The sequence below is a fragment of the Tistrella mobilis genome, assembly GCF_041468085.1.
In the GTDB taxonomy this organism is placed as follows: Bacteria; Pseudomonadota; Alphaproteobacteria; order Tistrellales; family Tistrellaceae; genus Tistrella; species Tistrella mobilis_A.
On record NZ_CP121017.1, the window covers coordinates 1,515,046 to 1,537,972 of the forward strand.

Annotated in this window: 18 protein-coding genes; 11 read left to right on the forward strand and 7 right to left on the reverse strand. The window is 68.5% G+C overall.

The window, feature by feature from the left end; translation table 11 throughout:
- The first annotated feature begins 36 nt into the window (after nt 1-36).
- On the forward strand, nt 37-1,161 hold the full coding sequence (gene ald, locus P7L68_RS12675; RefSeq protein ID WP_372005896.1) for an alanine dehydrogenase: 1,125 nt from the start codon (nt 37-39) through the stop codon (nt 1,159-1,161).
- Nucleotides 1,162-1,263: 102 nt separating this feature from the next.
- On the opposite strand, the gene P7L68_RS12680 is transcribed toward ald, so the two are convergent.
- Together P7L68_RS12680 and P7L68_RS12685 are read right to left on the reverse strand one after the other, a co-directional pair.
- Nucleotides 1,264-2,730, reverse strand: coding sequence for an MFS transporter (locus tag P7L68_RS12680; protein WP_372005898.1), 1,467 nt, complete (start codon nt 2,728-2,730; stop codon nt 1,264-1,266).
- A gap of 139 nt (nt 2,731-2,869) precedes the next feature.
- A complete protein-coding gene (locus P7L68_RS12685; RefSeq protein WP_372005901.1) occupies nt 2,870-4,132 on the reverse strand; it encodes a D-amino acid dehydrogenase in 1,263 nt (420 codons plus the stop codon).
- Nucleotides 4,133-4,300: 168 nt separating this feature from the next.
- Between P7L68_RS12685 and P7L68_RS12690 the strand changes: the two genes are divergently transcribed.
- The 4 genes from P7L68_RS12690 to P7L68_RS12705 all read left to right on the forward strand — a co-directional run bounded on the left by P7L68_RS12690 (nt 4,301) and on the right by P7L68_RS12705 (nt 8,107).
- The gene (locus P7L68_RS12690; RefSeq protein WP_372005904.1) at nt 4,301-4,702 is read left to right on the forward strand and encodes a DUF423 domain-containing protein; all 402 of its coding nucleotides are present in this window, start codon (nt 4,301-4,303) and stop codon (nt 4,700-4,702) included.
- Between the two features lie 238 nt (nt 4,703-4,940).
- Nucleotides 4,941-5,822: an AAA family ATPase gene (locus tag P7L68_RS12695; RefSeq protein WP_372005907.1), complete on the forward strand. Its 882-nt coding sequence runs from the start codon at nt 4,941-4,943 to the stop codon at nt 5,820-5,822.
- A 55-nt stretch (nt 5,823-5,877) separates the two neighbouring features.
- The gene (locus P7L68_RS12700) at nt 5,878-7,056 is read left to right on the forward strand and encodes a VWA domain-containing protein (protein ID WP_372005910.1); all 1,179 of its coding nucleotides are present in this window, start codon (nt 5,878-5,880) and stop codon (nt 7,054-7,056) included.
- Nucleotides 7,057-7,315: 259 nt separating this feature from the next.
- On the forward strand, nt 7,316-8,107 hold the full coding sequence (locus P7L68_RS12705) for a hypothetical protein (protein ID WP_372005913.1): 792 nt from the start codon (nt 7,316-7,318) through the stop codon (nt 8,105-8,107).
- On the opposite strand, the gene P7L68_RS12710 is transcribed toward P7L68_RS12705, so the two are convergent.
- Entirely contained in the window at nt 8,085-10,037 is a 1,953-nt protein-coding gene (locus tag P7L68_RS12710) for a MacB family efflux pump subunit (RefSeq protein ID WP_372005916.1), read from the reverse strand. The genes P7L68_RS12705 and P7L68_RS12710 overlap by 23 nt on opposite strands.
- A complete protein-coding gene (locus tag P7L68_RS12715) occupies nt 10,034-11,242 on the reverse strand; it encodes an efflux RND transporter periplasmic adaptor subunit (protein WP_372005919.1) in 1,209 nt (402 codons plus the stop codon). Before P7L68_RS12715 ends, P7L68_RS12710 begins: the two co-directional genes overlap by 4 nt.
- Before the next feature lie 171 nt (nt 11,243-11,413).
- Here P7L68_RS12715 and P7L68_RS12720 point away from each other — a divergent pair, with 171 nt between their 5' ends.
- Both P7L68_RS12720 and P7L68_RS12725 read left to right on the forward strand, forming a co-directional pair.
- Nucleotides 11,414-12,253 carry a polyphosphate kinase 2 family protein gene (locus P7L68_RS12720; RefSeq protein WP_372005922.1) on the forward strand — a complete coding sequence of 280 codons (840 nt, stop codon included), beginning with the start codon at nt 11,414-11,416 and terminating at the stop codon, nt 12,251-12,253.
- A gap of 15 nt (nt 12,254-12,268) precedes the next feature.
- Nucleotides 12,269-13,606 carry an MgtC/SapB family protein gene (locus P7L68_RS12725; protein WP_372005925.1) on the forward strand — a complete coding sequence of 446 codons (1,338 nt, stop codon included), beginning with the start codon at nt 12,269-12,271 and terminating at the stop codon, nt 13,604-13,606.
- A 29-nt stretch (nt 13,607-13,635) separates the two neighbouring features.
- On the opposite strand, the gene P7L68_RS12730 is transcribed toward P7L68_RS12725, so the two are convergent.
- From P7L68_RS12730 to P7L68_RS12740, 3 genes are all read right to left on the reverse strand, one after another.
- Nucleotides 13,636-14,952: an HlyD family type I secretion periplasmic adaptor subunit gene (locus tag P7L68_RS12730; protein WP_372005928.1), complete on the reverse strand. Its 1,317-nt coding sequence runs from the start codon at nt 14,950-14,952 to the stop codon at nt 13,636-13,638.
- On the reverse strand, nt 14,949-16,823 hold the full coding sequence (locus P7L68_RS12735; RefSeq protein WP_372005931.1) for a type I secretion system permease/ATPase: 1,875 nt from the start codon (nt 16,821-16,823) through the stop codon (nt 14,949-14,951). The genes P7L68_RS12730 and P7L68_RS12735 overlap by 4 nt, the downstream gene beginning before the upstream one ends.
- A 147-nt stretch (nt 16,824-16,970) precedes the next feature.
- Complete coding sequence (locus P7L68_RS12740; RefSeq protein ID WP_372005934.1) at nt 16,971-18,059, reverse strand: AbrB family transcriptional regulator; 1,089 nt, start codon at nt 18,057-18,059, stop codon at nt 16,971-16,973.
- 318 nt (nt 18,060-18,377) lie between these two features.
- Between P7L68_RS12740 and P7L68_RS12745 the strand changes: the two genes are divergently transcribed.
- The 4 genes from P7L68_RS12745 to dxs all read left to right on the forward strand — a co-directional run bounded on the left by P7L68_RS12745 (nt 18,378) and on the right by dxs (nt 22,920).
- Complete coding sequence (locus P7L68_RS12745) at nt 18,378-19,316, forward strand: histone deacetylase family protein (protein WP_372005937.1); 939 nt, start codon at nt 18,378-18,380, stop codon at nt 19,314-19,316.
- A gap of 135 nt (nt 19,317-19,451) precedes the next feature.
- Nucleotides 19,452-19,709 carry an exodeoxyribonuclease VII small subunit gene (locus P7L68_RS12750; protein ID WP_014744482.1) on the forward strand — a complete coding sequence of 86 codons (258 nt, stop codon included), beginning with the start codon at nt 19,452-19,454 and terminating at the stop codon, nt 19,707-19,709.
- Between the two features lie 56 nt (nt 19,710-19,765).
- Nucleotides 19,766-20,692 (forward strand): polyprenyl synthetase family protein, encoded by a 927-nt coding sequence (locus tag P7L68_RS12755; RefSeq protein ID WP_372006836.1) that lies wholly within the window; start codon nt 19,766-19,768, stop codon nt 20,690-20,692.
- A 290-nt stretch (nt 20,693-20,982) separates the two neighbouring features.
- Nucleotides 20,983-22,920 carry a 1-deoxy-D-xylulose-5-phosphate synthase gene (gene dxs / locus P7L68_RS12760; protein WP_372005941.1) on the forward strand — a complete coding sequence of 646 codons (1,938 nt, stop codon included), beginning with the start codon at nt 20,983-20,985 and terminating at the stop codon, nt 22,918-22,920.
- Nucleotides 22,921-22,927: the final 7 nt, after the last annotated feature.

The window sequence follows — 22,927 nt, forward strand, 5'->3', positions numbered from 1 at the left end:
GAGGCGGCGTTGCGTCATTCCTGGGGAGGAAACACCATGCTTCTGGGCGTGCCCAAAGAGATCAAGACCGACGAGCACCGGGTCGGCCTGACCCCCGCCGCCGTGCGCGAGCTGGTTCATCATGGCCACAACGTGCTGGTGGAGCAGGGCGCCGGGCTGGGGGCAGGGCTCGACGATGCGGCCTATGAGGCGGCGGGTGCCACCATCGTGGCCGATGCCGAAGAGGTCTTCGCCCGTGGCGACATGATCGTGAAGGTCAAGGAGCCGCAGCCGGTGGAATGCCGCAGGCTCCGCCCCGGCCAGCTGCTGTTTACCTATCTGCATCTGGCGCCCGATCCTGAACAGACCCGGCTGCTTCTGGACAGCGGCGCCACCGCCATCGCCTACGAGACCGTCACCGATGCGGCGGGCCGCCTGCCGCTGCTGGCGCCGATGAGCGAGGTCGCCGGCCGCATGTCGGTCCAGGCCGCCGCCCATGCGCTGGAAAAGACCCAGGGCGGGCGCGGGGTGCTGATGGGCGGCGTACCGGGTGTTCGCCCGGCGCGGGTGGTGGTGCTGGGCGGTGGCGTGGTCGGCACCAATGCCGCGCGGCTCGCCATCGGGCTTGGCGCCGAGGTGGTGGTGATCGACCGTTCGCTCAACCGGCTGAAGGAGCTGGACGGGCTTTACGGCCCGGCCATGCGCACCCTCTATGCCACGCGTGAGACCATCGAAGAGGCCGTGATTACGGCCGATGCGGTGATCGGCGCGGTGCTGGTGCCGGGGGCGGCGGCGCCCAAACTGATCGACCGGCCGCTCCTCAGCCGCATGCAGCCGGGGGCGGTGCTGGTCGATGTCGCCATCGACCAGGGCGGCTGTTTCGAAACCTCGCGCGCCACCACCCATCGCCAGCCGACCTACGAGGTCGACGGCATCGTCCATTACTGCGTCGCCAACATGCCGGGCGGCGTTGCCCGCACCTCGACCTTCGCGCTCAACAACGCGACCCTGCCTTTCGTGCTGGCGCTGGCCGACAAGGGGGCCGCCCGGGCGCTGGCCGAAGATCCGCATCTGATGAACGGTCTGAACGTCCATGCCGGACAGCTGACCATCGAGGCCGTGGCCGAGGCCCAGAACCTGACCGCCGTCACCCCCGCCGACGCGCTCTCGCGCGCCGCCTGACGGCCGGCCGGGTTGCTCCCGCCTGAACCTCGCCACCGTCCGACGCCCGCAGGCCTGGCCTGCGGGCGTCGGTTCGTTTCCGGGGCAGCTGCCATGACCGGATCACACCCCCCGCCGCGTCAACCTGAACGCCGCGATGATGCCGATCAGACCCACCGGCAGGAAGGCGGCGAAGACCCAGAAGCCGACGGTTTCCGCCGTGGCGGGTTCGGGCAGGGCGCCGGCATGGGCGCCGCCGAAGCCTGAGAGATTGGCGGCGATGCCGGCGGCCGCGGCGCCCAGCGCATAGCCCAGGATCTGCATGGTCGGCACGGCCGAGGAGGCGCTTTCGCGGACCTCTTCGGGTACGGCAGAGACGATCCGGCGGACCAGGAAGGCCCAGCACATGCCGAAGCCGATGCCCTGAGCGGTCGCGAAGGGGGCCACCATCCACAGCTCGCCATGGGGCACGACCAGCGCGAAGCCGGCGACACCGGCCACGATCACCAGGGCGCCGATGCGGATCAGCCAGGGCTCCAGCCGGGCGCCGGCGCCCGAGAGCAGGATGGCGGCCAGCGTCCAGGCCACGCTTTCGATCGCGACCAGATAGCCCGCGGTCAGGGCGTCTGCCCCATGCAGCACCACGAACAGGATCGGGCCGTAAACGGTGAAGGGCACGGTTGCCGCCGAAAGCGTCAGCACCATGGCGAGCCCCATGCCCTGGCGGCGGCGGAGATCGAGCGCACCCGGCGGCAGCAGGCCCTGGCCAAGGGGGGCCCGGCCGTCCCGGCGGAAGAACAGGGTGAGCAGGGCAAGGCCGCCCAGGCCCGTGACGGCTGCGGTCGCCACATCGCCGGTCACCCCGGCGGTCGCCACTGCCAGCACCGCCACGATCAGCAGGGCCAGCCGGCCGGTGGGGACCGCGGCCGAGGGCAGGGCATGGGCGTCGCCCGATCCGGCGGCCGCCTCGGCCGCCGCGGTCACCCGGCGGAGCAGCAGCCCGCCCGCCACCGCCACCAGGGCAGCCTGGGCGCCGAAGGCCCAGAAGGCGCCGCGCCAGAGCCCGGCATCGGCAAACAGCCCGCCGACCAGCGGCCCGGCCAGGGCGGACGCCCCCCACAACCCCGACATGATCGCATAGAGCCGGGGCCAGAGCCTGGGTTCGTAAAGCCTGGAGACCGAGACATGGGCAAGCGCCACCAGCATGCCGCCGCCCAGCCCCTGGACCAGCCGGCCGGCAAGCAGCGTGCCCATATCGGGGGCGACGGCGCTGATGACGCAGCCGATGGCGAAGGTGGTGGCGGCCAGGGTGGTCGCCCGGCCCAGCCCGGCGGCGCGTGCCGCAAGCCCGGTGCAGGCGCCGGCCACGATCGAGCCCAGTTCGTACAGCGCGAGCGCCCAGTTCACCCAGGCGAGCCCGCCGATCTCCATCGTCACCGCCGGCATCACGGTCGTGGTCAGCAGGCTGTCGGCGGCATGCAACCAGATGCCCAGGCACAGCACCATGAAGGCGCCGAAACGTCCGCCGCGGCGGATCTCGGCCCAGTCACCGGCCGGGGTGCCGGTGGTCGTGCGGCCTGCGGGGGACATGGCGGCTCCTTTTTCCAAGTTCAAACTTGTTTTAATCCGGCAAATGCCGCTTCACAAGCCCAAACCGCCGGCCCTCCTGTTGGTTGACGCCTGACGCGCTGTCCGATCCTTCCGGCTGTGCTGGGCCGATCCCGCGCCGTCAGAAGCGGAAGCGGTCCAGGGTCAGGCCCTCGATCGGAATTTCGGGCACGCGGCCCGAGACCAGATCTGCCACCACCCGGCCCGATCCGGCGGCCATGGTCCAGCCCAGCGTGCCATGGCCGGTGTTGAGGAACAGGTTGCGGAAGCGGGTGGGGCCGATCACCGGCACACCATCGGGGCTGGCCGGCCTGAGCCCGCACCAGTATTCCGGCACCGCATCGCGGGCGATGTCGGGGAAGACCGCCTGCACGCCCTTCAGGATCGCTTCCGAGCGGATCCTGTTCAGGCCGAGATCATAGCCGGCAAGCTCTGCCGTGCCGGCGGCGCGCAGCCGGTCGCCCAACCGGGTGAACACGATCCGGCGGGCGTCGTCGGTCAGGCTGCCCCGGGGCGCGTCGTTGCGCCCGGCGACGTTCAGCGTCACCGAATAGCCCTTCAGGGGATAGACCGGCAGGCGGATGCCGATCCGGCGCAGCAGCAGCGGCGTATAGCTGCCCATGGCGGCAACGACGGCATCGGCCTCGATCTGCGTGCCCATGTCCAGCCGTATGGCGGTCACCCGGTCGCCGCTGGTTTCCAGCATCTCGACACTCCGGCCATAGAGCAGGCGACCGCCCCTGGCGGCAACGGCGTCAGCCAGCCGGGCGGTGAACAGATGCGCATCCCCCTGCTCGTCGATCGGGCTCAACACGCCGCCGGCCAGCCGGCCCTGCACCGGTGCCAGGGCGGGTTCATGGGCGACGCACCCGGCCGGGTCCAGCACCTGATGAGGGATGCCGAGCGTGCGGTCCAGCTCCGCCGCATGCCGGCAGGCATGCCCGAAACCTTTCTGATCCTCGAACACATGCAGGATGCCGCGGTGCGCCTCGTCATAGGCGAAGCCTTCCGCGGCGCGGATCGCTTTCATGCCGTCGAGCGAATAGCGGGCAAGCCGCCAGGCGCGTTCGGTGTTGCGGCGGGCAGCCGCGCGGGTGCAATTGGCCAGGAACCGCAGGCCGAAGCGCCAGAGATCCGGATCGGCGCGCCAGCGGAACACCAGCGGCGCATCCTCGCGCAGCAGCCATCCGGGCAACGATTTCAGCGTGACGGGGTTTGCCCAGGGTTCGGCATGGCTGGGGCTGATCTGGCCGCCATTGGCGAAACTGGTCTCAAGCCCCGGCCCCATCCTGCGGTCGACGACCGTGACCTCATGCCCCTGATCGGCAAGGTGCCAGGCGGTGGCCATGCCCACCACACCGGCGCCCAGAACCACCACCTTCACGAACCGGACCCTCCTTCGGGGCGATGGCGGCGGATATGTCGGCGGGCCTGCGACCGCGCGCCGCCTTGTCCGGTGCAGGCGCCCCAGGATATAAGCCCCTCTGGCGCTCGGGCCAAGCTTTCCGCCAGGATCGACCCACGATACGGACCTCAACCGGAAGGAAGACGGATGACGCGGACGATCTGGATCATCGGCACGCTGGGCGCGCTGATCGCCGTCGCGGCGGGTGCCTTCGCGACCCACGGGCTGGAGCAGGCGGGGGATCTTCACACCGCGCAGATCGTGCGCACCGGCGCGCTCTACGGCCTGGTTCACTCCCTGGTGCTGATGATCCTGGCGGTGCTGCGGCCGCTGGTCGATCGCGGCCTGGTCGTGCTGGACGCGCGGCTGCTGATGGCCGCTGCCGGCGCACTGGCCGCCGGTGCGATCCTGTTTCCCGGCAGTCTCTACCTCTATGCCGCCACCGGCTGGCGGCCGCTGGTCTTCGTGACCCCGGTGGGCGGCACCGCCTTTCTGATCGGCTGGGTGCTGGCGACGCTGGCGGCGCTGAAGCGGCCGCGGAGGCGCTGATCCATCGACGTCGATATATCGACGTCAATGTACCTCCGCCCGACCCGATTACATCGATATCGATATATCGATGTCGATGCATCTGATCGACCCTCGGGCGTGCATCCGTGTGTGTGACGCAACCCTTGCGCGGTCGAACATCGCTTGAAATTCTGCTTAATGGTTTAATGCCTTGAACCCACCGGTCGCGATGCTACCCTCTGGCCAGAGATGAGGCTTTCACGGGACCAGACGGGCCATGGACCAGACCACGCAGCCGGCCAAATTCACGGGCACCGACAGCTACGTCGCGACCGAGGACCTGATGATGGCGGTCAACGCCGCCCTCACCCTCGGCCGTCCGCTGCTGATCAAGGGCGAGCCCGGCACCGGCAAGACCATGCTGGCGGAAGAGGTGGCGCGCGCCCTTGGCCGGCCGCTTCACCAGTGGCATGTGAAGTCGACCAGCAAGGCGCAGCAGGGCCTGTACGAATATGACGCCGTCTCGCGCCTGCGCGACAGCCAGCTGGGTGACGACCGGGTCAAGGACGTCAGCAATTACATCCTGCGCGGCGCGCTGTGGGAGGCCTTCGCCAGCGATGAACCCTCGGTCGTGCTGATCGACGAGATCGACAAGGCCGATATCGAGTTCCCGAACGACCTGCTTCGCGAACTCGATCGGATGGAGTTCTACGTCTACGAAACCCGCGAGACCGTCCGCGCCGTCCATCGGCCGCTGGTGATCATCACCTCGAACAACGAGAAAGAGCTGCCCGACGCCTTCCTGCGCCGCTGCTTCTTCCACTTCATCGCCTTCCCCGATGCCGATACGATGCGCGCCATCGTCGACGTGCATTATCCGGGCATCAAGCAGATGCTGGTCAAGGAGGCGCTGGAAATCTTCTTCAGCGTGCGCGAGATGCCCGGGCTGAAGAAGAAGCCCTCCACCTCGGAACTGCTCGACTGGCTGAAGCTGCTGCTGGCCGAGGATCTGGATGCCGAGACGCTGCGCGAGTCCAAGGACAAGGCCCTGCCGCCGCTTTACGGCGCGCTGATCAAGAACGAGCAGGACGTGTCGCTGGCCCAGCGCCTGGTGTTCATGGCCCGCCGTCGGGCCGAAGGCCCCGGCCGTCCGGGCTGAGCCCCGGCACAGGGCTGACAGTGGTACACAGGTCGAGGCGAGAGGGCGGGTCCGGATGCTGATCGATTTCTTCTTCAAGCTTCGCGAGGCGAAGCTGCCGGTCACGATCAATGAATATCTGGTCCTGATCGAGGGCATGAAGGCCGGGCTCGCCCAGTTCTCCCCTGAGGAGTTCTATTACCTCGCCCGCACCTCGCTGGTGAAGAACGAGAAGCATTTCGACCGCTTCGACCAGGTCTTCGCCGCCTATTACAAGGGTGCCCAGGCCCATTTCACTGCCATCGAGGGCCAGATCCCCGAGGAATGGCTGCGCAAGCTGGCCGAGAAGCATCTTACGCCCGAAGAGATGGCCGAGATCGAGGCGCTGGGCGGTTGGGAAAAGCTGATGGAGACGCTGAAACAGCGTCTCGAAGAGCAGAAGGGGCGCCATCAGGGCGGCAACAAATGGATCGGCACGGCCGGTACCAGCCCCTTCGGCGCCTATGGCTACAACCCGGAAGGCGTGCGCATCGGTCAGGACCGCTCGCGTCATCGCCGGGCGGTGAAGGTCTGGGATCAGCGCGCCTTCAAGAACTATGACGACGATGTCGAGCTGGGCACGCGCAACATCAAGGTGGCGCTGAAGCGGCTGCGCGCTTTCGTGCGCGAAGGATCCGACCTGGAACTGGATCTGGATGACACGATCCGTTCCACGGCGCGCAACGCCGGCTGGCTGGACCTGAAGCTTGTGCCGGAAAAGCGCAACAAGGTGAAGGTGCTGCTGTTTCTGGATGTCGGCGGATCGATGGATGATCATGTCAAGATCTGCGAAGAGCTGTTCAGTGCCGCACGCACCGAGCTGAAGCATCTGGAGTATTACTACTTTCACAATTTCATCTACGAGAACGTGTGGAAGGACAATTACCGCCGCTTCTCGGAACGCACCCCCACCATGGATGTGCTGAACAAGTTCGGCCCCGACTACAAGGTGATCTTCGTCGGCGATGCGACCATGAGCGCCTACGAAATCGTGATGCCGGGCGGATCGGTCGAGCATTGGAACGAGGAATCGGGCCAGGTCTGGCTGAAGCGCTTCACCGACCATTTCCCCAAGATGGTCTGGCTGAACCCCGAACCCCAGCAGCGCTGGCGCTATACCGAAAGTGCCAAGATCACCCAGAAGCTGATGGAGGACCGGATGTATCCGCTGACCCTCCGCGGCCTGGACGAGGCGTTGCGCTATCTGAGCCGTTGACGCTTACGTCATCGGGCTTGATGGTTGCGCCAGACGGGCCTTCGACGCTATAGTTGCACCCAACGGACCGCGAGAACGACGGTTCGAAAATCGTGCCACGAAAATCAAACGGCCAGGGGCTGACCCGGCCTGTCGGAACACGCCGCCGGTCTGACCAGGCGGCGCTGTCTGCCTGTTTTCGAATGGTGGCACGATGGTGTCTTCTACATCAGACAGGAACCCGCTGCGGTTCCCGGGGGCAAGGGCGACACCGTCGGCGTTGAGCGATCCGCCGGCGGTGCCCCGGCCTGTTGCCGGCCTGGCGCGACTTGCCCCGGGCGGCACCAGCGCGTCGGCCAGCCTGCCCGCAGTCTATCTTTCCGCGACGGTGTCCGGCGGCACCGAGAGGGATGCCGACGATCCCTTCATCGCCGGCCTGCGCGACCTGCGTGCGGCCCTGGCAGCCCTGTTCCGCCTGATGGGCATGAGCCCGGCCGAGGCCGCAGGCGTCGCCGACAAGGCCGTGGCGGGGGAGGATCTGCCCAAGGGCCAGGACGAGGCCGTACCGGCAACCGGGGGCACGGCGGCAGCGTCGTTCGGCCTTGCGGGGACCACGGTCGAGGATGGTGCCGCGGCCCGGCTGGGCGAGGCCATGGCCAAGGGCGCGCAGGCCCTGCACGGAGAGCTGATCGCTCTGCTGATGCGGCTGGGGCTGGACCCGTCGGCCGCGCGCATCGCAGCCTCGCAGCTGCTGGCCGGTATTGCCGCAGCCGGCGGCACGGGCGGTGCGTCCCCCGCCAGCCTTCTGGCCGATATCCGCCGGGGCGTGCCACCGTCTGCCGGTGCCGTCGGGCTGGCGGTGGGGGTGAAGGACCTCACCCTGTCGCGCGATCCCACCCATGTGCATCTTCATCTGGGCAGCCTGGTGCTGCGCGGCTTCCCGCTTGCCTCCGACGGCGTGCGGCTGGTCCGCGCCGATGCCTCGGGCACCCGGCTGACGGCGGATCTGGTGCTCCCGACCGGCGTGCCGCTGGATGGCGAGGCGGGTTTTACTCGGAAGCCAAGGCCCTGACCGGATCCATGCCGGCCGCCTTACGGGCAGGCAGCCAGCCGAAGATCAGCCCGGTCAGAAAGGAACAGCCGAAGGCGGCCATCGCCGGGGCCGGCCGGATGACGACGTCGAAGCCGCTGCGGGCGAGGATAAGCGCTGCACCGATGCCCAGCGCCACACCGATGATCCCTCCCAGGCCGCAGACCACGACGGCCTCGATGTTGAATTGGGTCAGCACGTCCCGGCGCCTGGCACCTGTGGCCATACGGATGCCGATTTCACGGGTCCGCTCGGTTACGCCCACCAGCATGATATTCATGACGCCGATGCCGCCGACCAGAAGAGAAATGGTGGCCACGGCACCGAGCAGCATCGCGAAGCTGCGCTGACTTTCCGAGAGAGCCTGCTGGGCGGCAGCGCTGTCGGTGATCTGGAAGTTCCGGATGCCGTGTCGCGCCATCATCAGACGGTCGATGTCAGTGGCCACCGCCGCCATGCCTTCGGCGCGATCGACCTTCACCGTTACCGAACTGACATAGGGCTTGCCGAGGATGCGCAGGAAGCCGGCCGAGAGCGGGATGAGTGCGACGTCATCATGGTCGTTACCCCATTGGTCGGCACCGCGGGTGTTCAGGATACCGATCACCTCGAACGGCATGTTCCGGATCACCAGCAGGCGTCCGGTCGGATCCGGGGTCTCGGGAAAGAGGTTGCGGGCGACCGTCTGGCCCAATACCACGACGGCACGATAATCGGCGACGTCTTCGGCAGAAATGAACTCGCCGATGACAGCCCGCCAGTTGCGGACCACGGCGATATCCGGCCAGACACCATGGACCGTGGTGACGTAGTCATTGGTGCCGGCACGCAGTGTGGTCCGGAGGCTGCGAACCGGTGACACCGCCGTCAACCCCTCGACGCCCCGGATGGCCTGGATATCTTCGATGGTGAGCGAGGTGAGATCGGCCGTGTTCCGCACGCCGGGGGCACCCGGCCGTACGATGAGCAGATTGGTCCCCATCTTCTCAAGCCGGGCGAGTGTCGTCTCCCGGCCGCCCTCGCCCACCGCCAGCATCGCAATGACCGAGGCAACGCCGATCATTACCCCCACAAGGGTGAGCAGGGTCCGGAAGGGGGCGCGCCGCAAAGATCGCAGCGCCGTGCGGGCGGCGGCGGCCACCATGTCCAGACGCCAGTGGCCGCCGTGAGGCACGGGATCTGCAAGCGGCTCGGAACTCATGAGGGGGGACGGCGGATCCATATTGCAGAGCTCGTCAGCCACGATCCGGCCGTCGGCGATCCGGATCCGTCGCCGGGCCCGTGCCGCCACCTGCGGATCATGGGTCACGATGATGATCGTGCGGCCGTTGCGGTTCAGCTCTTCCAGCCTGCGGAGCACGTCTTCTCCGCTGGCGGCATCGAGTGCACCTGTCGGCTCGTCGGCAAGAATGACCTGGGCATTGTTGATCAGCGCACGGGCGATCGACACCCGTTGCTGCTGACCGCCGGACAGTTCGGACGGACGGTGGTGAAGGCGATCGCCCAGCCCCAGTCGGGTGAGCAACTCCACTGCCCGTGTCCGCCGCCACCCCGCCGGCGCGCCGGCATACAACGCCGGAAGTTCGACGTTCTCGGCCGCGCTGGCATCAGGGAGCAGATTGTAGCGCTGAAAAACAAAGCCGAACAATTGGTTGCGAAGAGTTGCCAGCGCGTCCGGGGTCATCGTCCCCGTGTCGTGACCGTCGATCAGGCACTGCCCGTCACTCGGCCGGTCGAGGCAGCCCAGGATGTTCATCAATGTGCTTTTACCCGAGCCGGAGGTACCGGTGATCGCGATCATTTCTCCGCGATGGATGTCGAGGGAGATGTCGTCGAGGGCCAGAACGTCGCCGTTGGCGCTGAAACGCCGCGAGATACCGCGAAGCCTGAAGAGGGGCGGGGTGCCGGTCATTCCGTCCCCGCCGCCGCTGGTACCCGGCCGCCAGCGCCCCAGTTGCCCACGCGGGCCGGATCCATGCCGGCGCTGGCAGCGTCGATCGGCAGGACGATCTCTCCGACGTCGAGGCCCGATGTCACCGCGACCCGGCCCCGGGCCGCCAGGCCGATTGTCACCCTTCGGACTTCATGCCGGCCATCCACCAGGCGTACATGCACGCGATCGCCATCCGTCCCGCGATCGAGTGCCGAAAGAGGGATGATCGGTTGATCGACCGCCTGATCCAGCACGAAGAAGACCTGAGCGGTCATGCTGGTCATCAGGGCACCGTCGGGGTTGGCGACATCGATCAGCACGTCGTAGAGCACAACGTCGTTCAGGGTCTGCGGGGTGGGGAGGATCTGTCGGATCCGGCTGTGCCACACCCGATCAGGCCGGCCGAGGGTTGAGAACCGGATCGGCTGTCCGGGTGCGAGGCGTACCACATCTGCCTCCACAACCTGAGCCCTGACCGTCATGGTGGCCAGATCGGCCAGCCTGAGGATGATCGGCGAGGTCTGGTTGGCATTGAGCGTCTGGCCGACTACCGAGGTCTGCGAGACCACCGTGCCGTCAATGGGGGCGAGGATGCGGGTATAGGACAGGTTGGTGCGGTCTCCGTCGAGCGTGGAGCGCGCCTCGCGGAGCTGGGCGTCGATCGCTGCGATTGCAGCCTCGGCGATGGCGAGATTGGCTGCGCTGGTATCGGCTTCCTCGCGGCTGGCGGCCCGATGTTGAAACAGCCGGCGGATGCGTGCCTCGCGCAGACGTGCCAGATCCCGTTCTGCCTTTGCCTGACGTAGCTGTGCTTCCAGATTGAGCAGCCTTGCCTCGCCGCCGGTGACACGGGTCTCGTAGATCCTGGGGTCGATTTCTGCCAGCAGGGTGCCCCTGGTCACCGCGTCGCCGACACCGACATGAACCGCACGCAGCTGTCCCGACACCTGGGTGCCGACATCGACGAAAACCCGCGGCTCCACGACGCCGAGGGCCGAGATGGTTCGTTCGATGGTGCCGCGGACCACCGCTATCGAGGCAGGTGTCGCATCCGTGGCGGCTATCGGCCATTGCGGGATCAGCCGGTCCGACCAGTGGCCGATGCCGACGCCGGCCGAAAACAGGAGGATGCCTGCGGCAAGGACCGCCGGGCGCCGCCGGGAAGTGGCTGTGGGATGCGACATCGGGTCCGGTGCTGTCCGTGGCTCTCGGCTGCAGGGTTCGGAACATGATATGCAGCTGGTTGCCGGTCGCCAGGGCGGAAATCGACAGGTCGCGGATTGATCGCCGGCCCGCCCGGCGTTTCAATGAGATTACACCGGGTCACCGGCCCACCCCCGCGAGGATTGCTGCCCATGGGCAAGAAGGACAAGAAGCAGAAGAAGGCCGAAGAGGCCGAGCGCAAGGCCAAGGCCGAGGCGGCGGATTGGCGCGAGGAGGCCGCGGTCGCAGAACCCGCGCTGGAAAAGGGGGAAGGGCCGGATGCGGCGCTGAAGCGGCTGCAGGATCAGCTCGTCCTGCTGCAGCATGCCTACGTCATTCACGGCCATCGCGGGATCGTGGTGCTGGAGGGCTGGGATGCCGCCGGCAAGGGCGGGCTGATCCGCCGGATCGGCTGGTGTCTGGATCCGCGCCATCTGCGGGTGCATTCGATCGGCGCGCCGAGCCAGGGCGAAAAGCGTCAGCACTGGATGCAGCGCTTCTGGACCCGGGTGCCCGAGAGCGGCCGCATGGCGATCTTCGACCGGTCCTGGTATGGCCGGGTACTGGTGGAGCGGATCGAGGGCTTCGCGACCGAGAGCGAATGGACCCGCGCCTATGACGAGATCCGCGCCTTCGAGACGACGCTGCTGGACGAGGGCATCCGTATCGTCAAACTGCTGCTCGACATCACGCCCGAAACCCAGCTCGACCGGCTGCAGTCGCGCTACGACAATCCGGAAAAGCGGTGGAAGCTGACGGAAGACGATCTGCGCAACCGCGCCCGCTGGCGCGATTACGAGATCGCCTATGGCGAGATGGTGGAGCGGACCTCGCTGCCGCGCGCGCCCTGGCTGCGCATCGATGCCAACGACAAGGACATGGCCCGGATCGCCGCCTTCGAGGCGATCATCAAGGGGCTGGGCGACGGCGTGGATGTCAGCGAGCCGACCGTGCCGCCGCTGATCCGCGCCTTCTTCGGCGATCCGTCCTGATCCGCCGGCCGTCCCATGCCGGAGCTTGGCTGGCCGACGCCCTATCTCGACGTCGCGAGCGCGCTTGCCATCGGCGCACTCATCGGCTTCGAACGTGAAAAGCACAAGGCCGACGAACATCTTCAGGGCGCGCTCGGCCTCAGGAGTTTCATCATTGCAGCCCTCGCCGGGGCCGTCGGTGCGCTGATGACCCGCGCGGTCGGCAGCCCCTGGCCTCTGGTCGCGGTGCTGCTGGCCGTCTCCGGCGTGGTGGTCGCCTCTTACGTCGTGGAGGTCTCGCTCGATCCGCGCAAATCGGGCGCCACCACGGAACTCGCCGCGGTTGCGACCACGGCTCTGGCGGCACTGGCCGTGCTGGGGCATCGCGATATGGCGGTGCCGCTGGCGGTAGCCTGCGCGGCGGCGCTCGCCTTCAAGAAGCCGCTCCGCCGGGTGGTGAAGGGTTTCGACAAGGCGGATCTGCTGGGCATGATGAAGCTGCTGATCGCAAGCTTCATCGTGCTGCCGCTGCTGCCCGACCGCACGCTCGACCCGTTCGATGCGCTCAACCCCTACAGGCTGTGGCTGCTGGTGATCCTGATCACCGCACTCGGGCTGGTGGGCTATGTGGCGATGCGCCGCTTCGGCACCCGCACCGGCACGCTGATGACCGCCGTTGCAGGCGCCCTGGTTTCATCGACCGCGGTCACCCTGTCGCTTGCCCGCCACGCCGCGGCAGTGGACGGTACGGCCGTCCGCCCCGCAGCCGGCGGCATCCTGATCGGCTGGTCGGTGATGGCGGGGCGGATCGCGGTGCTGCTGGTTGCCGTCAATCCGGCCCTGCTGGCGCTGCTCTGGCCGGTGCTGCTGGCGCTGATCCTGCCGGCCATGGCCGGCGCGGGCTGGCTGCTGCTCCGGCGGACCGGCGGAGCCGTCGGACCGGAGCAGCCGGCAGGCGAAGGCACGGATGGTGCGGGGACCGCCCGGACGTCCGCGGCCGGGGTGTCGGCCGCGGTCGCCAACCCGTTCAGCCTGGGGCCGGCGATCCGCTTTGCGGCGCTGATGGCGGTGATCATGTTCGCCTCGGCCCTGGCCGAACGCTATCTGGCGCCCGAGGCGCTGGTTGCGGTCGGGGCCCTGTCGGGCCTGGCGGATGTCGATGCCATCACCGTCTCGATGGCCGAGCGCAGCCTGGCCGAGGCCGCCCGGCTGGATGTCGCCGCCGCCGCGATCATCGCCGCCGCCCTGGTCAATACCGGGGTCAAATACGGGCTGGCCGCCACCGCCGGCGGCCGGGTGATGGCCCGGTTGCTGGCGCCGGCAACGGCGGTATCGCTTCTGGCCGCCCTGGCGGCGGCCTGGCTCAGGCTCTGACGACGGCAGAGGGGAGCGGCGCGGGGGGATCAGTCTTCCCGCGCCGCTCCCTCGATGCTCCGCAGCAGCGGTTCCACCAGATAATCGAGGGCGGTGCGTTCGCGCAGCGGCACCATCACTTCGGCCGGCATGCCGGGGGTGAGGCCGGCATCGGGGAGGCGGTGCAACTCGCTGGTCGGCACCTCGATCCGCATCTCGTAATAGGCGAGGCCGGTGCGTTCTTCGGTGAAGCGGTCGGCCGAAATCTGCGCGACATTGCCGTTCAGGATCGGTGTGGTGCGATAGGGATAGGCGGTCAGCCGCACTTCCGCGACCATGCCGTGGTGAACGTCGTCGATCTGGTCGGGGGGAAGCTGTGCACGCACGACCAGCGGCGTATCGCTGGGCACGATTTCCATCACCGTCTCGCCCGGGCGGATCACGCCCCCCACCGTGAAGGCGGTGAGGCCGACCACCGCGCCCGAGGCCGGCGCCCGGATCTCGGTCCGGCCCAGCTGGGCGCGGACGGCTTCCAGCCGGGGCGTCAGGTCGAAGAGCTGTTCCTGGGTCTGGCGCAGCTGCTCCGCCACTTCAGTCTGGCGTTCGCGCTCGATCTGGTCGATCTGCAGCCGCGCCTCGCCGATCGCCTGGCGGGCGCGGGCGGCGTTCGCCTCGTTCTCTCCCCGCTCTCCATCGAGAGAGGCGGCGGCACGTTCCAGTGACAGCACCCGGGTCTTGGGTGTCAGTCCCTTTTCATAGAGCGAGCGCGTGCCCTGGAGTTCATCGCGGATCAGCGCCAGCTGGCGGCTGTTTGCGGCGGCCTGTGCCTCGAAGCCCTTGATCTGGGCGCCCAACTGCACGATGCGCTGCTGCAGGATGTCGACCTGATTGCCGCGCGAACTGGTCCGGGTGGCGAAGACCCGCTCCTGGCCATGGACCAGCTGATCGACCTCCTCGCCTTTGCCCAGCCGTGCGGTGATGTCGGCTGGAAAGACGATGGCATCCAGTCCGTCGCGCTCGGCGACCAGCCGGGCTTCCAGGATCTTCAGCGCGTCGGTCTGCTTGGAGAGGATCGAGGCCTGGGCGGCCAGTTCGGTATCGTCCAGGCGGACCAGCAACTGCCCCGCCTCCACCCGGTCGCCTTCGCGCACTGGCAGGTCGGCGACGATGCCGCCGTCGCGGTGCTGCACGGCCTGGCGGTTGTTTTCCACCACCACGACACCGGGGGCAACCGCGGCGCTGTCGAGGGGGGCGAAACCGGCCCAGCCGCCAAGCACGCCGAAGAACAGCACTGAGACGATCAGCCCGGTGCGAAGCGGCCTGCCGGCGCCGTCGTCGATGCGGGGAGCAGTCGTCGTCGCGGTCATGCCGGACCTCCGCGCGGGGATGTATCGGGGCCGGAACCCGTCTGATGTCCCGGACCCGTCTGATGTCCCGGACCCGTCTGATGTCCCTGGGCCCCCTGATGCCCCTGATGGGTGGGGGCGGGCGGGCGGCCACCCTGGGATGCATTCAACGCCTTCACAACCTCTGCGGTGGGGCCGTACATCTGCACCCGGCCGTCGCGCATCACCAGCAGCCGGTCGGCGAGACCCAGAATGCCGGTGCGATGGGCGACGATCAGCACGGTGCGGCCCTCGGCACGCAGGCGCTTCAGCGCAATGACCAGCGCCTGCTCGCCCTCGCTGTCGAGGCTGGAATTGGGCTCGTCCAGTGCCACGATCGCCGGGTCGCCATAGAGCGCGCGGGCCAGGCCGATGCGCTGGCGCTGACCGCCCGACAGGCCGAGCCCGCCATCGCCGACCCGGGTGTCATAGCCCTGGGGCAGGCCCAGGATCATCTCGTGTGCGCCGGCCCGTTCGGCCGCCTGGATCACCGCCGCATCATCGGCCTCGCCGAAACGGGCGATGTTGTCGCGGACGGTTCCTGCCAGCAGCACGACATCCTGTGGCAGATAGCCGATCGCCGGGCCCAGCGTTTCGCGCGGCCAGCGCGCCGCATCGGCCCCGTCGAGCCGTACGCTGCCCGACAGCGGAACCCACAACCCGATCATCAGGCGCAGAAGGGTGGATTTGCCGGCGGCCGACGGCCCCAGGATCCCCACGGTCTCTCCCGGCCGGACATCCAGGTCGATGCCACCGATCGCGGGCCGTTCGGCGCCGGGCATGCGGAAGACGACCTTGTCGAGGGTGATCGCACCCTTCGGCCGCGGGAGCTGCGTTTCGCCCGGGCGTGGCGGCGGGGTGGCGGCAAGTGCCTTCGTGACCCGGCCCCAGGCATCGCGGGCAGAGGTCATCTGCCGCCACATGCCGACGATCTGCTCGATGGGCGCAAGTGCCCGGCCGATCAGGATCGAGCCCGCGAACATGGCGCCCGGCGTGATCATCCGCTCGATGGCGAGCCAGGCGCCGATCGCCAGCACCAGGATCTGCAGTGACAGGCGCACGCCCTTGGTGGCAGCGGACCAGAAGGCGCCGCGTTCGGCGGCGCGGGCATGGCCGGCCAGGGCCTCGACCCGCGCCTCGTTCCAACGCGACACCAGGGCCGGGGCAAGGCCCATGGCCTCGATCGGCTCCGCCTCGCGGATCAGCGCGTCACTGGCGGCATGGGCGCGCAGCTGCGCCTGACCGGCCGTGGTCGTGGCCTTGCGCATGCTGTATTCGCCGGCGATCGCCAGCGCCATCAGCAGAAGCGCGCCGCCGAGCGCCAGCATGCCGAGCCAGGGGTGGATCACCCACATGATCGCGACATAGACCGGCATCCATGGCAGGTCGAACACCGCCCCCGGCCCCGGGCCGGCCAGGAAGACCCGCACCGTTTCCAGATCGCGCAGCGGCTGGGCCGCCGGCGGCTGGCCGGGCAGGGCCGACTGGCGGATCAGCCTGGCAAGCAGGGGCCCCGCGAGAGCCCGGTCGACCCTGAGGCCGGCACGGCCCATCAGGATGCCGCGGACCCGGTCGAGCGATGCCATGGTGGCGAGTGCGACGAGGGCGATGACGCTGACGAAAACCAGCGTCGCTTCGCTGCCGCTGGACAGCACGCGGTCATAGACCTGCAGCATATAGAGCGATGGTGTGAGGTAGAGCAGATTAACCGCGGCGCTGAACACCGCAGTTCCGCCCAGATGCCGGCGGATCGAGGCGCGGGCATCCGCAATCAGGCGGTTGCCGTCGGCGGCATCGGTTCTGTCGGGCGTGCTTTTGCCGGGCCGGCGGCCGGCGAGCGGGGGCGCAGTCATCGGGGGGGCGGCTTCCGTGGGGTGCGGCCGTGGATCATGGCAGGAGGATCTGACAACGAATCGAGCTGGGTCGACAGAGACCGGATACGGAACCTGTGAGCGAGCCCCGGTGGTCTCTCTTATCAATATCGATGAAACTGCCGGCTGTCATCCGGCTTCGGGCGGCACGTTACCGGTGCGCTGACGCCAGCGAAAGAAGACCGGTGCGAACATGATGACGTAAACCACCCGCATCACATGGAAAACCGCCACCACGGCGGCATCCAGCCCCAGCGACAGGGCGATCAGCCCCATCTCGGTGAAGCCGCCCGGCACCAGGCTGAGCAGCATCGCCAGGCGTGGTGCACCGGTGAGAGACGTGAAGACCGGGGCGAGAAGAACGGCCGTCCCCAGCATGATGGCGGCAGAAACGAGCGCCAGGATCACGACCCGCGCCAGATGATGCAGCGACAGCCCGGCGAAGCGGGCCCCCATCATCGAGCCCGCGACCAGCTGGGCGAGCGCGATGCCCCAGACCGGGATCTGCACCGTGACGGCGCCCGAGAGATGCAGCCCGCCCGACACCAGCAGCCCGCCCACGAAGCTGGCCCCCGGCAGCCGGATCCGTTCGGCCAGGCGCCAGCCGGCAAGGCCGCCCGTGATCAGCACCAGATATTCCAGAATCCGGCCGGCATCGACGCCGCCGGCCCATGCAGAGACGATCCCGGTATGTGCAGCCATGGCTGGCCGGATGGTGGCTGCCACGCCATGGCCTTCGACATAGGCGAGATAGAGCGGCACGGTGAAGACCACCGCATAGATCCTGACGGCATGGGTGAGGGCGACGGTGGCGATGTCGGCCCGGTATTCCTCGGCGACCCGCGTCATCTCGTTGATGCCGCCGGGCATGGCGGCAAAGAAGGCGGTGGCCCGGTCGACCCGGCCGAAGGCGATCATCAACCCGTAGCCCAGGGCGAAGAGCAGCAGGATATAAAGGGTGAGGGCGGCCAGCCCCAGAGGCCAGCCTGCGGCATGGGCGAAGGTGTCGGGCCGGAAGCTGCCGCCCAGCACGATGCCGAGCGCCACCACCGTCCAGATCCTGAGCCGGCGGTTGATGCCGAGCGGCGCCCCCAGAATCCCGGCCACGGCGGTCAGGCTCATCGCCCCCAGCATCCAGGCCAGAGGCAGATGGAACCAGGCGAACAGGGCGCCGCCGAGCGCGCCGGTCACAAGAGTGAGGGCGATCCTGAAGGGCATCACGTCCGGAGGTATCCTGCTCGCCTTTGGGTTGTGGTTCGACCACTATCGCGCCCGATGGTATACCAGTTCGGCCGCGGCTTTCCCATCCCGTCCCCGTCCTGCCCCGGTGCATGTATCGGCACTTGCCTCCGGCGCGGCTGCGCGGGAGAGTAGGGCGACTGTCGAAGTGTGATGCCGATCCGGCGACGCCGCCCTGCCGAAAACGCCCAGGTGCTGCCAACGCCGGACAGTTCGTTCCGCCTCAGGCCGTGTCCGGCCAACCTCTTCTCGGGTTGGAGGCCGCCCTGCGGGACATGCGAGGAAACGCTGAACCTGATGTCGGTGCTGTTGCTGACCCACCCGGCCTGTCTCAACCACGAGACCGGATCCTGGCACCCGGAATCGCCCGATCGCCTGCGGGCGGTGCTGAAGGCGCTGGACGCCCCCGAATTCGCGGCCCTGGTGCGCGAAGAGGCGCCGCTCGCCTCGGACGAGACGCTGGCCCTTGCCCATGATGCCGCCTATGTGAAGAGCGTGCTGGCCGCGATTCCCCAAACCGGTGCGCAGGCGCTGCATCTGGACCCGGATACCGTGGTCTCGCCCGGGTCGGGAGAGGCGGCGCGCCGTGCGGCGGGCGCCGTGGTGGCGGCGGTGGATGCCGTGATGGCCGGGCGCTTCGACCGCGCCTTCTGCGCCATCCGCCCCCCCGGACATCATGCCGAGCCGGCGCGGCCGATGGGCTTCTGCCTGTTCAACAACGTTGCCGTGGGTGCCATGCATGCGCGTGCCGTGCACAAGGTGAACCGGATCGCGGTGGTGGATTTCGACGTCCATCACGGCAACGGCACCCAGGCGATGTTCGAAAACGACCCCGACCTGTTCTATGGCTCGATCCATCAGGCGCCGTTCTATCCGGGCACCGGGCGGATCTCGGAGCGGGGCGTTGCCGGCAACATCATGAACATTCCCTTCGGTGCCGGATCGGGGGGGATCATGGTCCGCCGGGCCTTCATCGAGCGGCTGATCCCGGCGCTGGACGAATTCATGCCCGACCTGCTGCTGGTCTCCGCCGGCTTCGACGCCCATCACCGCGACCCGGTTGGCGGCATGGACCTTGGCACGGAAGATTTCGCCTGGATGACGAAGGAGCTGATCGAGGTTGCCCGGCGCCATTCCGGCGGCCGCATCATCTCCACGCTTGAAGGCGGCTATGACCTGAGAGCGCTGGCCGATGCCGCCGCATCCCACGTCCATGTGCTGATGACGACCCCCTGATCCCGACCTCCTGATCCTGCGGTCTGATTCTGGCCGGCCTTGCCCGTGGGCGCGGGGCCGGCTTACACTCCGCGCTCATCCGATCTGCCCCACCCCCAGACCGCCCCCCAGACAGACCGAGGAGGTTCCGAGGCCATGGCCGCCGCCGACACCCTGCCGCCGGAGATCGCGGAGCTGAGCTTCGAGGATGCCCTGAAGCAGCTTGAACAGATCGTGCGCAAGCTGGAAAGCGGCGAGGCGCGGCTGGAAGAGGCGATCGAGGATTACGAGCGCGGTGCCCTGCTGCGCCGGCATTGCGAGCGCAAGCTGGCCGAAGCCAAGGCCAAGGTGGAGCGCATCGTGCTGGGCGGCGATGGCCGCCCCGCCGGGCTTGAGCCGGTGGATCCCGAATGAGCACCGGCCCCCGGGATCCCGTTGCCGAAGACCCGTTCGCGAGCGACGAGACCGTGATGCCGCTGCCCGTCTTCGACGCGGCGGCGCGTGCGGCGCTGAACGCCCGGCTGACCGAGGTGGCGGCGGGCGTCGATGCGGCGATGGACCGGCTGCTGCCGCCTGAAGGCGGCGGCGCCTCCCCCCGGCTGACCGAGGCGCTGCGCTATGCGGTCTTTGCCGGCGGCAAGCGGCTGCGGCCCTTCCTGATCGCGGCATCGGGGGCGCTGTTCGACGTGCCGGCAGACCGGCTCTATCGCGCCGGGGCGGCGGTCGAATTTCTGCACACCTATTCGCTGGTCCATGACGATCTGCCGGCGATGGACGACGACGATCTGCGTCGCGGCCGTCCGACCACCCATCGCCGCTTCGACGAGGCGACCGCGATCCTGGTGGGCGACGCGCTGCTGACGCTCGCCTTCCAGGTGCTGGGCGAGCCCGACACCCATCCCGACGGCACGGTCCGCGCCGATCTGGTGGTGGCGCTGGCCGAGGCCGGCGGTGCCGGCGGCATGGTCGGCGGGCAGATGCTGGACATCGAGGCCGAGACCGGCAGCGAGGCGCAGGATCTGGGCGCCATCGGCCGCATGCAGCGGCTGAAGACCGGCGCGCTGATCGAATTCTGCTGCCGGGCCGGCGCAATACTGGGCGGCGCCGGCATGGAGGCGCGCACCAGCCTGCGCGATTATGCCCGTGCGGTGGGCCTGGCCTATCAGATCGCCGACGACCTGATCGATGTGACGGGCGATCCAGCGGCGGCGGGCAAGGCGGTGGGCAAGGATGCGGCCCGCGGCAAGGCCACCTTCGTCGGGCTCATGGGGGTGGACGGCGCGCGTGCCGAGGCCGCCCGGCTGATGGACATGGCGCTGGCGGCGCTTCAGGGCTTCGACGGACGGGCCGACGACCTGCGCCGGCTGGCGGTTCATGTCGTGACGCGTGACCGCTGAGTGCAACCTTTTTGCAACGATGATGGTTGATCGGCGCATGGCTGCGGGCTGTGCAAGCCTTGTGGCGGCCGTTATATTGGCCGGATTTCCGTCGATCCCCTGATCGGCGGGTTTCATTGCCGGTGACGGGCTGCCATATCACCGGTAATGCCTGATCCCCGCGGCGATATCCGTCGTTGCGGGTTGCAAGGGCAGGCCGAGAGCCCTAAGAAACGGGGCTCCCGATGCGGCGGGGTCGTCTTCTGCCGCATCGGTCAACAAAACATCGCGTGCGCGAGGAGAGGTCGCCAGTGTCCGATCGCCCGTCCACCCCGCTGCTCGACACCGTTCGGGTGCCGGCCGATATCCGCGGCTTCAACCGCGACCAGCTCCGCCAGCTGGCCGATGAGCTGCGGGCTGAAACCGTCTCGGCGGTCTCGGTCACCGGCGGCCATCTGGGCGCAGGGCTCGGCGTGGTTGAGCTGAGTGTCGCGATCCATCATGTCTTCGACACGCCGCGCGACCGGCTGATCTGGGATGTCGGCCATCAGTGCTACCCGCATAAGATCCTGACCGGCCGGCGCGATCGCATCCGCACGCTGCGCCAGAAGGACGGGCTGTCGGGCTTCACCAGGCGCGACGAAAGCGAATACGACCCCTTCGGTGCCGCGCACAGCTCTACCTCGATCTCCGCCGGCCTTGGCATGGCGGTCGCGAGCCGGCTGAAGGGCGAAGCGGAGCGGCGGGTGATCGCCGTGATCGGCGACGGCGCAATGAGCGCCGGCATGGCGTACGAGGCCATGAACAATGCCGGCGCTATGCCCGACCGGCTGATCGTGATCCTGAACGACAACGACATGTCGATCGCGCCGCCGACGGGGGCGATGAGCGCCTATCTCTCGCGGCTGATCTCGTCGCGCTCCTACCGTTCGCTTCGCGACATCGCCAAGCAGATGGCCCGGGTCTTCCCCAAGCCGCTGGAGCAGGCGGCGCGGCGGGCCGAGGAATTCGCCCGCGGCCTGGTCACCGGCGGCACGCTGTTCGAGGAACTGGGCTTCTATTATGTCGGCCCGATCGACGGCCACAATCTGGATCACCTGCTGCCGGTGCTGCTGAACGTGCGCGACGCCGACCAGGATGGGCCGGTGCTGATCCACATCGTCACCCAGAAGGGCAAGGGCTATCCGCCGGCCGAAAAGGCGGCGGACAAGTATCACGGCGTGGCGAAGTTCGACGTGGTGACCGGCGCCCAGGTCAAGCCGGCGGCGGGCGCCCCCAGCTATACCAATGTCTTCGCCGATGCACTGATCGCAGAGGCCGAGCATGATCCGCGGGTGCTGGCGGTGACCGCCGCCATGCCGACCGGCACGGGGCTCGACCGCTTCGGCCGGCGCTTCCCCGACCGGGTGTTCGATGTCGGTATCGCCGAGCAGCATGCCGTGACCTTCGCGGCCGGCCTTGCCGCCGAGGGCATGAAGCCCTTCGCCACCATCTATTCGACCTTCCTGCAGCGCGCCTACGACCAGGTGGTGCACGACGTCGCCATCCAGCGCCTGCCGGTGCGCTTCGCCATCGACCGCGCCGGCCTGGTCGGTGCCGACGGCGCCACGCATATGGGCTCGTTCGACCTGACCTATCTGTGCTGTCTGCCCGATTTCGTGGTGATGGCGCCGGCCGACGAGGCCGAGTTGATGCATATGGTGGCGACCGCCGCCCTGATCGACGACCGGCCGAGCGCCGTGCGCTACCCGCGCGGTGAGGGGCTGGGTGTGCCCCTGCCGGCGCGCGGCACCCCGCTTGAGATCGGCCGCGGCCGTATCCTGCGCGAGGGCACCAAGGTCGCCATCCTGGCGCTGGGCAGCCGGGTCGCCGACGCGCTGAAGGCGGGGGAGGAACTCACCGCCCGCGGCTATTCGACCACTGTCGCCGATGCCCGCTTCGCCAAGCCGGTCGACGCCGATCTGGTCCGCCGCCTGGCATCCGAACACGAGGTGCTGATCACCATCGAGGAGAACGCCATCGGCGGCTTCGCGAGCCAGGTGACCCAGCTGCTGTGTGACGGCGCACTGATCGAGCGCGGGCTGAAGCTGCGCCCGATGATGCTGCCGGATCTGTTCATCGACCATGCCAGCCCGCGCGATCAGGTGGAGATGGCGGGCCTCGGCGTGCAGGCGATCGTGGCCAAGGCGCTGGAAGCGCTGGGCCATAACGACGTCGATGTGGTGCTGACCACCAACAGCCGCGCCTGATCCGGAC